This is a genomic window from Microbacterium sp. 5K110 (genome assembly GCF_005774735.1).
Taxonomy (GTDB): Bacteria; Actinomycetota; Actinomycetes; order Actinomycetales; family Microbacteriaceae; genus Microbacterium.
Map to the genome: position 1 here is coordinate 1 of NZ_VBUM01000090.1, position 13,983 is coordinate 13,983.

At 72.4% G+C, this 13,983-nt stretch carries 11 protein-coding genes; 1 reads left to right on the top strand and 10 read right to left on the bottom strand.

What is annotated here, in order from left to right:
- Positions 1-338: 338 nt before the first annotated feature.
- The gene (gene cofD, locus FE256_RS15250; RefSeq protein WP_138177358.1) at positions 339-1,304 is read left to right on the top strand and encodes a 2-phospho-L-lactate transferase; all 966 of its coding nucleotides are present in this window, start codon (positions 339-341) and stop codon (positions 1,302-1,304) included.
- Between the two features lie 58 nt (positions 1,305-1,362).
- Here cofD and FE256_RS15255 read toward each other — a convergent pair whose 3' ends face one another.
- The 10 genes from FE256_RS15255 to FE256_RS15300 all read right to left on the bottom strand — a co-directional run.
- Positions 1,363-2,430 (bottom strand): CU044_5270 family protein, encoded by a 1,068-nt coding sequence (locus FE256_RS15255; protein ID WP_138177360.1) that lies wholly within the window; start codon positions 2,428-2,430, stop codon positions 1,363-1,365.
- Positions 2,423-3,004 (bottom strand): RNA polymerase sigma factor, encoded by a 582-nt coding sequence (locus FE256_RS15260; RefSeq protein WP_252371049.1) that lies wholly within the window; start codon positions 3,002-3,004, stop codon positions 2,423-2,425. Before FE256_RS15260 ends, FE256_RS15255 begins: the two co-directional genes overlap by 8 nt.
- A 130-nt stretch (positions 3,005-3,134) precedes the next feature.
- Positions 3,135-3,773 carry a 2-phospho-L-lactate guanylyltransferase gene (gene cofC / locus FE256_RS15265; protein ID WP_138177362.1) on the bottom strand — a complete coding sequence of 213 codons (639 nt, stop codon included), beginning with the start codon at positions 3,771-3,773 and terminating at the stop codon, positions 3,135-3,137.
- A 117-nt stretch (positions 3,774-3,890) separates the two neighbouring features.
- Complete coding sequence (locus tag FE256_RS15270) at positions 3,891-5,303, bottom strand: hypothetical protein (RefSeq protein ID WP_138177364.1); 1,413 nt, start codon at positions 5,301-5,303, stop codon at positions 3,891-3,893.
- Positions 5,300-8,086, bottom strand: a complete 2,787-nt coding sequence (locus tag FE256_RS15275; RefSeq protein ID WP_138177366.1) for an alpha-L-rhamnosidase — start codon at positions 8,084-8,086, stop codon at positions 5,300-5,302. Before FE256_RS15275 ends, FE256_RS15270 begins: the two co-directional genes overlap by 4 nt.
- Entirely contained in the window at positions 8,083-9,378 is a 1,296-nt protein-coding gene (locus tag FE256_RS15280; protein WP_138177368.1) for an MFS transporter, read from the bottom strand. The genes FE256_RS15275 and FE256_RS15280 overlap by 4 nt, the downstream gene beginning before the upstream one ends.
- Positions 9,379-9,487: 109 nt before the next feature.
- On the bottom strand, positions 9,488-10,078 hold the full coding sequence (locus FE256_RS15285; protein ID WP_138177370.1) for a MarR family winged helix-turn-helix transcriptional regulator: 591 nt from the start codon (positions 10,076-10,078) through the stop codon (positions 9,488-9,490).
- A 103-nt stretch (positions 10,079-10,181) separates the two neighbouring features.
- Positions 10,182-11,192 (bottom strand): glucose-6-phosphate dehydrogenase (coenzyme-F420), encoded by a 1,011-nt coding sequence (gene fgd, locus FE256_RS15290; protein ID WP_138177372.1) that lies wholly within the window; start codon positions 11,190-11,192, stop codon positions 10,182-10,184.
- Between the two features lie 39 nt (positions 11,193-11,231).
- Positions 11,232-12,695: a flavin-containing monooxygenase gene (locus FE256_RS15295; protein WP_138177374.1), complete on the bottom strand. Its 1,464-nt coding sequence runs from the start codon at positions 12,693-12,695 to the stop codon at positions 11,232-11,234.
- A partial coding sequence (locus FE256_RS15300) for a radical SAM protein (protein ID WP_354646073.1) occupies positions 12,692-13,983 on the bottom strand: 1,292 nt, incomplete at its 5' end. The genes FE256_RS15295 and FE256_RS15300, both read right to left, overlap by 4 nt.

A 13,983-nucleotide genomic window follows, 5' to 3' on the forward strand; every position in this document is an offset into this window, starting at 1 on the left:
GGGCGCTCGAGGTGCAGGAGTTGTGCCCGGTGTGCCGGTGCGGGGTGCGGCGTCCGGTGGAGCGACGTGCGGCAGCGGCGGCCGGTGACGCCGTAGCGACGTGAGGCAGCGGCGGCCGGTGACGCACAACTCCTGCAGAACGGCGGCGAGGCTGGCCGTGGCCCGCGGAATTCTGCGGGCGGTGGCGGGGCGGGCACTCGAGGTGCAGGAGTTGTGCCCGGTGTGCCGGTGCGGGGTGCGGCGTCCGGAGCTGCCGGAGGCGCAGGAGTTGTGCGCCGGGACGCCGGGCCGATCGCATCCACGCATCGCGCCGCCCGGCGCGGTGGAAGACTGGACGGATGCCACATCCTCAGCCTCGCGTCGTCGTCCTCGCCGGCGGTGTCGGCGGATCGAAGTTCACCCTCGGCGTCCGTGCGGCCCTGGCCGGGCTCGGAGCCCCGGAGGCGACGGTGGTCGTCAACACCGGCGACGACCTGTGGCTGTCGGGCGTGCGGCTGCAGCCCGACGTCGACTCGATCACGTATGCGCTCGCCGGGGTCAACGACACCGTCCGCGGCTGGGGGCGCGCGGGCGACACCGAGCGGGTGAACGAGGAACTGCAGGCGTGGGGCGCCGGCTGGCCCTGGTTCACGCTCGGCGACCTCGACCTCGGTACCCACCTGGCGCGCACCGGCTGGCTGCGCGAGGGCCTCACCCCGACCGAGGTCCTCGGTCGGATGGCGGAGCGCTGGCCGCTCGGCATCCGGTTGCTCCCGATGACCGACAGCGAGGTCGACACGCACGTGCACGTCGAGGACGGTCGACGCCTGCACTTCCAGGAGTGGTGGACGCGCTACCGGGCGGCTCTGGTTCCGACGCGGTTCGAGAACCCCGGAATTCTGGATGCCGTGCCCGCCCCGGGCGTCGTCGAGGCGATCGCGCACGCCGACGTGGTGCTGCTGGCCCCGTCGAACCCCGTCGTCTCGATCGGCCCGATCCTGGCGGTTCCGGGCATCCGGGAGGCGCTGTGGTCCACGACCGCGCGGGTCGTGGGTGTCTCACCGATCATCGGCGGCCGGGTCGTGCGCGGCATGGCCGACGTGTGCCTGACCGCGATCGGGGTCGAGACCTCCGCGGCCGCCGTCGCGCGGCACTATGGTGCGCGCTCGGCCGACGGGGTGCTGGACGCGTGGCTGCTCGCCGAGGAGGACGCGGCTGCGGCTGCGGAGGTGGAGGCTTCGGGGATCCGCGCGGTGGTCGCGCCGCTGTGGATGCGCGACGAAGACGCGTCGGCGGCGATCGCGGAGGTGGCGCTGGGGGCGTGAGCGGGCACCGCCACGCTGTGCGTCGGCGGGAGCACGAGGTCGGCGGGGCCGACACCGGTCACCCCGCGCACAGCGACGTCCCCTCGGGCACGGCATCCACGACCGTCGTCGTGACCGACGTGGAGCCCGTCGCCGTCCCCGCGGGCATGTCAGCGCCGGGCCGCAGCAGTACCTGACGCTCGCCGATGAAGGCTCCGGTCGCGGGATCGATGATGATGTCCTGCCGAAAGCCGTTGGTGCCCTCGTCTCGGCCGATCGCGGTGCCCGTTCGTCCGTTGAGGGTCGCCTGCGCCTCGGTGATGCTGACGCCGGGGATCAACGCCGCGGTGTCATAGAACAGGGAGCGGATCCCCGCCGGAACAGTACCCGAGCGCAACCGATCGGCGATCCACACGAGTGCTTCGCCGTCGCGGGAGGGGCCGGCGCCGCCGTTCTGCCGATAGATCTCCTGCAGCAGCTGGGCGGGATCGCGGGGGAGGGCGGACAGATCGTCCTCGCTCAGCATCCCGAACGCGTTGCCGTCGTACCAGCGCCCGCCGGGCAGGACGCGGCGGACGTCGTCACCGAACCCGGACGACTCGGCGGCGAAGGTCTCCGAGCGCGGGCCGAAGGTCTGCACCGGAGTGCGCGCGCACGACACGAAGACCCACTCGCTGGAGCGATCGGACGGCACCCACACCGCGCTCACCTCGCTCTCCAGATACGACGTCGCGTCCGCTTCGGTCATGTTGCCGTCGCGTTCGCGCCGGGCCAGCTCGGCGTCGGCCTCGGTCGGGCCGGAGGCCGCGTAGACGGCGTCCGTCCGCACCTCCAGGTACTGGCCCGGACCCACGAGGGGATCGGTGACGCTCCGCGCTGCACTGGCCGCCGAGGCGAGTACTGCGGCCGCCGCCGGATCCGCACTGCCCGGCGTGCCCGGGAGCCCGGCAACGACGAGGGCGCCGGCCAGCCCGCACGTCGCCGCGACCGACCCGCCGATCCAGATCCACGAGCGTCGTGGCCGAGCGGCGTGAGCCGGCGGTGCCTCGATCGCGCGCAGCAGGGCGGCGCGGCCACGGATCACGTCGTCGGGCGATCGGTCCGGTACGTCCTCGCGGACGCGGCTGAGGATGGCGAGGTCATCCATGCGAGTTCTCTCTTTCTCGGCGCGGGGCCGGATGGACATGCGGGGTGAGGGCCGCGCGCACCTTGCGACGGGCCCGACTCAGTCGGGAGCGGACGGTTCCGAGGGGGATGCCGAGAGCCTCGGCGATCCCGGCGTAGTCGAGGTCGCCGAAGGTGTGCAGGAGGAGCACATCGCGGTCGCCGCGCGCCAAGTCCGCGAGGGCGGTTCCGAGGTGGGCGGCGAGGCCGTCGGCATCCATCCGCTCGTCGGCGGCGGCGATGTCATCGAGATCGACGCGCCCGAGGTCGGCCGCCTGCATGCCCTTCCATGCCCGGATCTCGAGGCGCGTGTGCTTCTGCATGAGGACCGTCGCGATGCCGAGGAGCCAGGGCCGCGCGTCGACTCCGCCGAGGAACGACGACCGCCGCGAGAAGGCGACGAGGAACGTCTCGGAGGTGATGTCCTCCGCGTGCGCGGATCCCAGGCGCCGGCTGGCGTAGCGGTGTACGACACGTTCGTGCCGGTCGTACAGTTCGGCGAACGCCGCTCGGTGCGTCAGGGACCGGACGATGATGTCGCCGTCGTTCGTGCTCACACTGGGTATTGTCCGATCCGCCGAAAAAGTTCTCGGATGCCGAGAACTCGGCGGTCGCAGGATTGCGCGAACGTCGCAGGCTTCGGGTTCTGCTCGGAACGCGAGACTCGGCGGATCCGCGGCGCCCGCGTCAGGCCGCAGCCGCCGCCAGCTCCGCCGCCGTCCGCGGGCCCACACCCAGTGCCACGGCTTCGGCGAGCTGCGCGGCGGTGTCGACGTCGCGGCGCAGGGACGACCCGCGCGGAACCGCGAGGTCGGTGCACCCGAGGAGCCGGTGGCGGGCTGCGGAGCCGGCGCCGAAAGCGGAGACCCATACCGCGCCGGGTCGAGCCGTGACGAGGGTGGAGCCGGCGCCCTCGGCATCCGGGACCAGGCCCCGCTCGAGATGGCCGGCGAGTTCGAGCGCGGCGTCGAGATCGTGCGGCGTCAGCGCGGGAAGGTCGCCCAGCAGCGCCGCGCGGGGCGCGCCCTGACCGGCGGTGGCGGCACCCAGCGCGATCGCGGCGTCGAGGCCGCGCACGTCGCCCTCGGCGATCACGTCGACCGCGGGCCAGGTCGACACCAGGGCCGAGACCTCGGCGTCATCCGTCACGACGAGTACGTGCGAGACCCGCGGGGTCGCCGCGGCGGCGGCGATCGTGTCGATCGCGATCGCTCTGGCCAGGGCCTCGCGGTCGGCTGTCACGGCGGTCAGCCGCGTCTTGCCCAGGGCGGCGGGCTTCACCGGTACGACGATCGTCCACCCGTCGCGGACCTCAGGAATGCTCATCAACTCCATTGTGCGCCGGACCCCCGACATTTCTCCCGGGGGTAGCGGTGCGGGCGGAAACCGGTCCGATCTCGTGTGTGGCGCTGCACTCCGCCCCGTGGGCTCGCGCCCGTCTGGTCAGCGCTGTCGGCGCCGCGAGAGGAACCAGGCGATCCGCGCCCCCGCGAGCAGCTTTCGGAAACGACTCGGACGCCGCACTGTGCCGAATGCTGCGCGGTCCGGTGCCGCCGCGAGCCATCGTTGCAGCGTGCGGAAACTCTCGACCTGGCGCGCGAGAACGTCGAGATCGACTCCCGCGTACGGAGTCTCGGCGAGCAGCGACACCGGCCCCGTCACGAGGGCGATCGCGGGGATGCCGTTCTCGAACAGCGGCTCGCCCTCGCCGAGATGCACCACGGCCCCGGGCTTGACGGGGTGTGCGGGCCCGGCGCCCTCCCACACCGCACGCGCGAGCTCATCGAGCTCGCGCGTGGTGGCGTACAGCAGCTCGGGTTCGAGCTCCTCGTGGCCGGGGTCCGTGCCGGGCGCATCGTCGCGCCGCCGCTTCGCGCCGAGGTGCTCGATCACGAGTCCCCCGACGGCGGTGCAGCCTCCGGCATCCGCCCGCCACAACTCGGGATGTGCGTCGAGCCAGGCGGTCGTCGCCTGCCCGTGCACGGTGACCGCCGAAATCCGCAGGTGGCCGGCCACCAGGACGAACACGATCGTGCGGTCGTGCGGGACCTCGGCAGCGTCGCGCGCGAGCGCGAGAAGTCCGATGAATCCGTTCTCCTCGACCGCATTGCCGCCGTCGCTGTGCGTCACCACGATCACGCTCTCGTCGGCGTGGGGTCCTGTCCCCGGCGAGATCGCCCAGACGGTGTCCATGCTCGCGCCCGGGTGCCGCGTGGCATCCAGGACCAGCGTCGCCCGTGCGCCTCGACGTGCCGCGGCGACCAGACCGTCGCCCTCGGTCTCGGGCACCCAGACGGCGGGAAGCCCCTGATACGGGCGCGTGAAGGGCAGGTACTGGCCGCGCGCCTCGTCGTCGGCCAGGCCGCGCCAGACCGTGACGACTCCGACCACCCCCGCCGCGCGCGCGGCGGTCAGATCGACGCCGCTGAGCTCGGCGGAGATGACGGGGTTCGCCACGGCGTCGAACGGGAGGTCGCCGCCCCAGGAGTCCAGCACGAGCGCCGCCGGGGCCTGGATGTTCGCGACCTCGACCACGGCGATGCACCCGGCGGCCGACGCCCAGTCTTTCCGGTGGCCCGACACCCGTGCGAGCGGAGCGGTGACTCCCGCCGCTCCCGTCTCTCCCGAGTACGGCCAGGGCGACGAGACCTCGACATCGCGCCCGTCCACCGTGAGCGATGCGCCGCGTTCCGGGGCGTCCCAGCGCTCGAACGTGTGCGTATCGCGTTCGACGCGGTACCCGAGGGCGGCGAGGTCCGCCGCCACGTCGTCGATCAGCGCCCTGTGGGCGGCGTTTCCCGAACGCCGTGGCCCCAGGGCGTTCAGGCGATCGATCTGGTGTGCGTAGCTCGTCACGTCGGTGCCTCGATTCGATTCGCGGTGCGGGAGGCCGACAGCACCGCGAGGCGCCGACCGATCTCCCGCTGGATCGCGGGGCTGGCGTACTGGAACACGACCTCGGCGAGCGTCTGGCCTCGCGTCCACCGCGTCGCCGCCCGCATCGCCTCGACCGCGGCGGGGTGGTGCTCGGCGAGGGTGCTCTCGACGATCGCGAGGGCGGCCGGATCGTCCATGACCTGCGCCAGCGAGGAGGTCAGATCCACCGCGCCGAGAGGGTCGGGTTCGACGACCGCACGCGTCCAGTGGTGGATGCCGGCACCCAGGGTCCGAGGCCCGTCGGTCTCGGCCTCGACCCCGCTCGGGATCGTCGCGCGCACCTGGATCTGCTGCCCGTCCCGTCGCCAGGCGACCTCGATCCGGCCGGACGCGCTGTCGAGGACCACCTCGGCGTCATCGATGCCCGGGAGGGGGCGCGGGGCGATGCGGACCCGTCGCGCGCCCGGCTCGAGCACGGTGAGTCCGCCGAGCTCGCGATGCATCCAGTCGGCGACGGCACCCAGGGCGTAGTGGTTGAAGCTCGTCATGTCGCCGGGATTGATGCTGCCGTCGGGGAGCATCGAGTCCCAGCGCTCCCAGATCGTCGTCGCTCCCTTCGTCACGGGATACAGCCACGAGGGGCATCCCGTTTCGAGCAGCAGCCGTGCCGCCGCGTGGTCGTGCCCGGTCGCGGTCAGAGCGTCGAGGATCACCGGCGTCCCGACGAAGCCCGTCGCGATCCGGTAGCCGTTCTCGCGGACGAGGTCGGCGAGCCGCACCCCGGCGGCGGCGCGGGTCTCGGTCGGGATCAGGTCGAAGACGATACCGAGCGCATAAGCGGTGGGCGTGTCCGAGACCATGCGGCCGGCCGCGGTGACGTACTCGCGCACGAATGCGGCCCGGACCTCGTCGGAGGCCGCTCGGTAGCGCGCGGCATCCTGTTCCTCTCCGACGATGCTCGCCGCGCGTGCGAGGACGCCGGCCGACCGTGCGAGATACGCCGTCGCGACCAGTCCGGTCGCGGTCATCGCGTGGCCGGGGCGATCCGGCGGAGCGGTCGGGTCGAGCCAGTCGCCGAACTGGAAGTCGCCCTCCCACACGCGCCGGGGACCGGCGAGGCGGAGGCACAGGTCGACCCACGCGCGTGCACTCGGATACTGACGCGCGAGCGTGTCTCGGTCGCCGAAGAGCCGTTCGAGCACGTCCGGGACGATGACGGCGGCATCGCCCCACGCGGCCGCGGGCCGCGCCAGACCCAGCACGTCGGGGACGACGAAGGGCACGGTGCCGTCGGCATCCTGTTCCAGGCGCAGGTCGCGGAGCCACGAGTCGAGGAAACTGCGGACGTCGTACAGGAACCCGGCGGTGGGCGCGAAGACCTGGATGTCGCCGGTCCAGCCGAGACGCTCGTCGCGCTGCGGGCAATCGGTCGGGATCGAGAGGAAGTTGCCGCGCAGGCTCCATACGACGTTGTCGTGCAGCTTCTGGAGCAGCGGATGCGAGGTGCGGAACCACCCGGTACGCGTCATGTCGCTGTGGACGACGACCGCGGTCACAGCGCTCGGATCGAATTTTCCGGGCCAGCCCCGGATCTCGGCGAAGCGGAACCCGTGGAAGGTGAACTCGGGCTCCCACACCTCGGTGCCCGTCCCCGCCAGCGTGTAGGTGTCGGTGGAGACCGCGCGGCGCAGCGGCCGGATGCCGAGACCCCCGTCCTCGAGCACTTCGGCGTGGCGAAGTGTCAGGGTCGTGCCCCGCGGGCCCGACACCCGGATGCGCAGACGCCCCACGAGGTTCTGCCCGAAGTCGAGCAGGATCGCCCCCTCGTCCGAGGGCAGGATCGCCGCGACCGGTCGCTCCTGGATTCGGCGCACGGGTGGGGAGATGCGCGGCTCCGGAATCGGATCCGGCTCCACGACCCGCACCGGCGCCCATCGGGACGCGGGGGAGAGGCGGGCGTCGTGATGCTCGCCCTCGTACAGTCCGCTGGCGGTGATCGGGCCGCTCGCGCCCTGCCATTCGCGTCCCGTGCGGATCCACCGCGTCGAGCCGTCCGCGTGTTCCAGAAGGAGTTGCGCGGCGAGACGGGGCTGATCGCCGTACCGGGGGCGAGCATTCTGGCGGAAGCCGAAGTGCTCGGTCGCCCACGTCCCCGCGAGCCGGAAGGTCAGGGTGTTCTCGCCGTCGCGCACGAGCGCGGTGACATCGGTGGTGTCGTAGACCGTCCGCTGGTCGAAGGGCGTCCATCCGGGCTTGAGGACGTGGTCGTCGACGTCGACGCCGTTCAGGTCCGCTTGGTAGGAACCGACGGCGGCCGCGTACAGCGTCGCCCGGACGACACCGGATGCCGTGAACGCGTGACGCAAGAGGGCGGGATGCGCGTGCCTGTCCGGGGCGGGGTGCCCGATCCACTCGGCATCCCATTCGCCGTCGTCGAGGAAACCGGCGACGACGGTGACGGGGTCGCTCCAGTCGCCGACCGATCCGTCGGGGCTCGTCAGGCGGATGCGGAGTCGGCCCTCCTGGCGGGCGCGGAGGGGACCGAAAGGCCAGGCGATGCGGATCCGGTCGTCGCCGCCGATGCGCGCGACGGTCACGTCGCCATCGGATTCCCACCCGAGTTCCGCACCGTGCGGATACCACGCGGCATCCGTCGCCTCGACACGCCAGCTGATCGCGGGGCGACCGACGGGGACGGCGTCGCCGGGGCGCGGCGCCTCGACGGCGAGGTGAACCCGCGGCCCGGGAAGAGAGGGTGTCATGAGGTCGCTCCCGTCACGGGGGCCGTGCCGGTGGCCTCCGGATCGGCGGATGCCTCGGTGTCGATCGCCGGTGCGGTGCGGCGCCGGAAGACGGCCCAGGCGATTCCGAGGCCGACCACGTTGAAGGCGGTGAGCAGGAGGTAGAAGGCGACGACACCCGACTGCAGCAGCAGCGGTGTGACCGCCGCGAGTCCGGCCGCGCTGAAGCGTCCGACGGAGATGATGGCCCCCTGCGCGGTCGAGCGGAGCAGGGTGGGGAATGCCTCCTGCGTCCATACCTTCATGATGCCCTCGAAGGCGAAGGCTCCGCCGAGTGCGGCCAGCAGCGCGCTGACGGCGTAGGTGACGATGTTCAATCCCGCGAACACGACGACGAGCTTCGACACGATCATGAGAGCGGCGCCGATCTGGAAGTACAGGAATCGCCGGGGTCCGTCGGCGATCTTCATGAACCACAGGTAGCCGAGCACGGCGATGGGGATCATCGGCAGCGCGATGAGCGCGGCCTGGCCGACCGTGGCGCCACCGTATGTGACGAGGATGTAGGTGCCGAACTGGCCGCTCGTGTTGGCGACGAGTCCGGTCAGCGCGTAGAACGCCATGAGGGCCAGGAACGGGACCGCGTAGGGAGCCCGGAGCAGGTCGGTGATGCGGGAACGATCGGCGCGGACGGTGGCGATCCCGGCGCGGCGCTCCTCGCGTGCGGTGGTCCAGCTCGCGGACTCGGGGATCGTGAGGCGCCCCAGGAGCACCAGAAGAGCGACGACGCCGATGTGTCCGAAGAGGACCTGAGCGCCGAGGCGACCCCAGTCCCCGACCACGCTGGCGAGCAACGTGTTGGCGACGATGCCGATGATCCACAGCAGGTTCGAGAAGCCGAGCAGCCGGCCGCGGTTGTCGTCGGTCGCCGCTTCGGCGATCGTCGCGAGCGACACGGGCAGGTCGGCACCGGTCGCGAACCCCAGCAGCACCGCGCCCGCGATCACGACGGTGAACGACGGGGCGAGGATCAGCGCGACGGCGGCGGCGATGATGAGCATCATCGTGACCGTGAAGACGGGGCGACGGCCGAAGCGGTCGCCCAGCCGTCCGCCCACGAGAGCGCCGACGGCGATCGACAGCGTGAGCGACGCGGCTGCGGCGCCCACTTGCCACTCTTCGAGGCCGAGTTCGGCGCGGAGGATCACCAGCGACGTGCTGAACCCGGTAATCGCGGCGGAATCGATGTAGGACGCCATCCCGGAGACGGTGGCGACCCACCAGGGACGTGTGTGCAGGGGACGGACGGGCATGGGACTTCTCCTTCGAAGCGCGAACGGGTCAGGGGGAGATTACCCAATGATTGTCTAGAAGACAATCAATCCCGAATCCGACACCGCCTCCGAAGGTCGAGCGCGCCCGTCAGTCTCCGTGGGGTCGCGGATCCCAGTGCGTCGTCGACGGCTCCCAGGGCGCACCGGACACCCGCTGCACCTCGCCGTCGACGCGTCGATCGAGGTCGCGGACGAGGCGCACGAGCAGGTCTTCGAACTGCTCCCGCTCGTCATCGCCCCAGCCCGCGATGGCGTGGGCGAAGTCGGTCTCACTGGCCGCGACGATGCGTTCGGCCACTTCGCGTCCGCCGGGGGTGAGCGCGATCATCGTCTCCCGCCCGTCGTCGGGGTTCGCCATGCGTCCGACGAGATCGGCCGCTTCGAGACGCCGCACGACTTTGCTGAGGTTGGAGCGGCCGGTGTGCGCGGCGTCGGCGAGCTCGGTGGGTCGCGCGGCGCCCCGGTAGGCCAGCTGGTTCATGACGAGGAACGCGAGCATGTCATCGGGGAGCGGGAAGGCGCTCCGGCGGAGCAGGTCCTCCCGGCGCGAGCCGGAGGACGCCCACGTGATGATGGCCTGCATCGCGGCGCGGGCGTCGAGGCCTCCGCCGCCGACGACGGGCGCCATGACCGCCGGGGTCGATTCGAGGGGCACGGCGGAATGGGGACGACGCGGCATGCTCCCATCTTCGCTCACGCCGCTTCTGCGGGCCGGGGCGCGGCGCGACCGGCCACGGGGAGTGACCCTCCACCGGCATCCGACCACATCGAGGCGGAACCGCTCAGGCGAACCGCGCCCGCAACCTCGGCAGCACCTCGGCGCCGTACGTGCGCAGGAACTCCTCCTGGTCGTGCCCGGGGTCGTGGAACACGAGGTGCCGGAAGCCCAGGTCGACGTAGTGCGCGATGCGCTCGACGTGCTCGTCGATGTCGGTCGAGACGATGAACCGGGATGCCGCCCGCTCGATCGGCAGCTCGTCGGCGAGGCGCTGCATCTCGAGGGGGTCGTGCACGCTCATCTTCTCTTCGGGGGTGAGAGCGAGCGGCGCCCAGAAGCGGGTCTTCTCGAGGGCGGTCTGGTGGTCGGGGTGGTACGAGACCTTGACCTCCATGAGCGTGTCGATGTCGTCGCGCGTGCGGCCCTCCTTGGCGAGACCCTCGTCGAGGGCCGGGAGCAGCTTCTCGGTGTAGAGCTCGGGGTCCTTGCCGCTCGTGGTGATGTAGCCCTCGGCGATGCGTCCGGCGAGGCGCGTGGCCGCGGGACCCGAGGCGCCGATGTAGATCGGCACCTTCTGCTCGGGACGGTCGTAGATCGTGGCATCCTTCACCGAGTAGTAGGTGCCCTCGAAAGTGACCCGGTCTTCGGTCCACAGCGTGTCGATGAGGGTGATCGCCTCTTTCAGGCGCTGGAAGCGCTCGGGCGGCTCGGGCCACTCGAGGCCGAGGGTGACTTCGTTCAGCGCTTCGCCGGTGCCGACGCCGAGGGCGACGCGGCCGGGGAACATCACGCCGAGCGTCGCGAACACCTGCGCGATGACGCCCGGGTGGTAGCGGAACGTGGGGGTGAGCACCGACGTCCCGAGCATGACGCGCTCGGTGCGAGCGCCGAGCGCTCCGAGCCAGGGGAGGGCGTTGGGCGCGTGTCCGCCCTCGTGCCGCCACGGCTGCAGGTGGTCGGAGAGGAAGACCGAGTCGAAGCCCATCTCCTCGGCGAGCACGCCGAAGTCGAGCAGCTCGTTCGGCCCGAACTGCTCGCTCGAGGCCTTGTATCCGAATCGCAGCGGAACGCTCATGACTCTCCTTCTCCGTGACCCGCGCGAGCGGGCGATGCGTCAGCCGCGCACGGGGGTGTGCGCGGGTTCGAACTCCGACCCGTCGGTGCCGGTCAGTCTCTCGTGGAACGCCTGCACGGTGCCCGGCCACAGCAGCGTCAGCCGCCCCGACCGCTCATCGACGTACCAGTTGCGGCATCCGCCGGTCATCCAGGGGGTGGATGCCGCGGCCGCGGCGATCTCGTCGGTGTAGGCCGCCTCGGCCTCGGGGCATACCCGCAGCACGCGGTCGGCGCGGCGGTCGCGCTCGGCGAGCGCCCGCACGACGTACGCGGCCTGCTCCTCCATCATGAGCACGGCCGAGTTGTGGCCGAGGCTCGCGTTCGGGCCGTTGAGGACGAAGAGGTTGGGGAAGCCCGCGACCACCGTGGAGCCGAACGAGGTCATGCCCGATTCCCAGTGCTCGGCGAGCGTGCCCTCCTCGCCGCGCACGGGCTCGGCGTAGGGCTGCTGCGTCGAGGCGAAGCCGGTGGCCAGCACGAGCACGTCGGCGTCGTGCTGTCGGCCGCTCGCAGCGGTGAGCGTCGACCCATCGACCCGGTCGAGGGCGGTTGGTTCGAGCGTGACCCGGTCGGATGCCACGGCGGGGTAGAACGCGTCCGAGAGCAGCACGCGCTTGCAGCCGAAGGCGTAGTCGGGAGTGAGCGCAGCACGCAGGGCGGGGTCGGCGACCTGGGCGTGCAAATGCGCGAGCGCGGCGTCGCGGGCGGCGGCGGAGGCCGCGGCGTCGCCGGAGCGCGAGGCGAAGCGGGCCTCACCCTCGGCGTAGAGCTCGGCGCGCAGCCGCGCGAGCGCGCCGGGGCTCTGGGTGAGGCGTTCGCGCTCCTCCGGCGGGATCTCGCCGCCGCCGCGCGGGACGATCCACGCGGGGGTGCGCTGGAAGAGCGTCACGTGCGCCGCGAGCTGGGCGAGCTCGGGCACGAGCTGCACGGCGCTCGCGCCGGTGCCCACGACGGCCACCCGCTTCCCGGTGAGATCGACCCCGTGATCCCAGCGAGCCGAGTGGAACAGCGGTCCGGGGAAGGACTCGAGGCCGTCGATCGCGGGCACGTGCGGTTCGGTCAGCCGCCCGCACGCCAGCACGAGGGAGCGGGCCTGGAGCTGTTCGGCGCCGGTGTCGATGCGCCACAGCGCGGTGTCGGCATCCCATTCCGCGCCCGCGAGGGGGGTGCGCAGCCGGATGCGATCGACGAGGCCCCCGGCGACGTCGCGCAGGTACTGCTGGATCTCGTGGCCCTCGGCGAACGTCCGCGACCACCCGGCGTGCGGGTGCGCGGCATAGCTGTAGAGGTGGGCGGGCACGTCGCACGCGACGCCCGGATAGGTGTTGTCGCGCCAGGTACCGCCGACATCGCCCGCGCGTTCGATGACGACGACCTCGTCGCGCCCGGCGCGGTGCAGAGCATCGGTCATGCCGAGCCCGGCGAACCCTGCGCCCACCACGACGACGTCGATGACGCTCACGGGCGGGCCTTGCGGAGGGGGAACCGCGTGCCCCCGCTGGTGACGACGTACGGCGCCGACGGGTCGATGGGCGTGCGCTCCACCCCGTAATCGGTGGTGCGCAGACGGAACGGCCGCATCAGGCTTCGCGCGATCCGTTCTGCCGCCGCGACCGGCAGCTCGAGACCTTGCTCGATGCCGGTGTCGGGCAGCACGCGCCCGTCGTAGAGCGTCCCGCCGAGGTCGTCACCCCCGGCGAGCAGCAGCACCGCGGCGTTCTCGCGTCCGACGCGGGTCCACGGGATCTGCACGTGCGGGATCGCCCCCGACAGCATCAGGCGCGCCACCGCGACCATCGCGCGGTGCTCGTCGAGGGGCGCGCGGCCCGCGACGAGGGGCACGTCGCCGCCGGGGAGGGGGATCGGCACGAACTCCGCGAAGCCGCGCGTCTCGTCCTGGATGCCGCGCAGCGTACGCAGATGCGCGATGCGCTCCTCGGCGGTCTCGACGTGTCCGTAGAACAGCACCGAGGTGGATCGGAAACCGGCGCGATGCGCGGCCGTGATGCCCTCGATCCAGCGGTCGATCTCGAGATCGCCGGGGGCCACGAGCCCGCGGACGCGCTCGCTCAGCACCTTCACGCCCGTGCCCGGCACGGTGTCGACGCCCGCCTCGCGCATCGCGGCGAGGGCGCCGTCGAGCCCGAGCCCGCCGCGGTCGGCGAGATCGCGCACGTCGAGCGGGCGGTACGCGTGGACATGGATGCCGGGCGCCCCGCGCTTCACGGCCCGCACGAGGTCGAGGTACGCCGAGGGGTCTTCGCCCGGCGCCAGCGCACCCTGGACGCAGAGCTCGGTGGCCCCGAGGTCGGCGGCATCCGCGGCGATCGCCTCGGCATCCGCGAGGTCGAATTCGCCCGCGCCGGTTCGGCCCGCACGGCGGAAGCCCGTCGACGTGAGGTTGCGGTTGCGCACGAGGGTGACCGGCTCGCCGACGGTGTAGCGGCGCGCGTCGTCGGCGGCGGCGGCCAGAACGTCGAGCTCGGCACCGGTGGCGTGCAGGAGCCGCGTCCAGTCGGTGTCGTCGAGCGCGAGGGGGTCGGCGGGGGCGCGTTCGGCGAGGCGCCGCACGCCCGGGTCGGCGGCTGCGCGCCCGGGTCGGCGCTGCACGCCCGGGTCGGCGGCTGCGCGTTCTGCGAGGCGCCGCACGGCCGGGTCGGCGGCTGCGGATCGCGCGGAGCCGGCACTGGTCGCGGCATCCGCGAGGGGAGCGGAGGAGAATCCGGCGGCGGAGGATGCGGCGGGGGTGG

What these genes read in the sequence shown, in the direction of transcription:
- cofD (WP_138177358.1), top strand. Translation starts at nt 339, where the DNA reads ATGCCACATCCTCAGCCTCGCGTCGTCGTCCTCGCCGGCGGTGTCGGC.
- FE256_RS15255 (WP_138177360.1), bottom strand. Translation starts at nt 2,430, where the DNA reads ATGGATGACCTCGCCATCCTCAGCCGCGTCCGCGAGGACGTACCGGAC.
- cofC (WP_138177362.1), bottom strand. Translation starts at nt 3,773, where the DNA reads ATGAGCATTCCTGAGGTCCGCGACGGGTGGACGATCGTCGTACCGGTG.
- FE256_RS15275 (WP_138177366.1), bottom strand. Translation starts at nt 8,086, where the DNA reads ATGACACCCTCTCTTCCCGGGCCGCGGGTTCACCTCGCCGTCGAGGCG.
- FE256_RS15280 (WP_138177368.1), bottom strand. Translation starts at nt 9,378, where the DNA reads ATGCCCGTCCGTCCCCTGCACACACGTCCCTGGTGGGTCGCCACCGTC.
- FE256_RS15285 (WP_138177370.1), bottom strand. Translation starts at nt 10,078, where the DNA reads ATGCCGCGTCGTCCCCATTCCGCCGTGCCCCTCGAATCGACCCCGGCG.
- fgd (WP_138177372.1), bottom strand. Translation starts at nt 11,192, where the DNA reads ATGAGCGTTCCGCTGCGATTCGGATACAAGGCCTCGAGCGAGCAGTTC.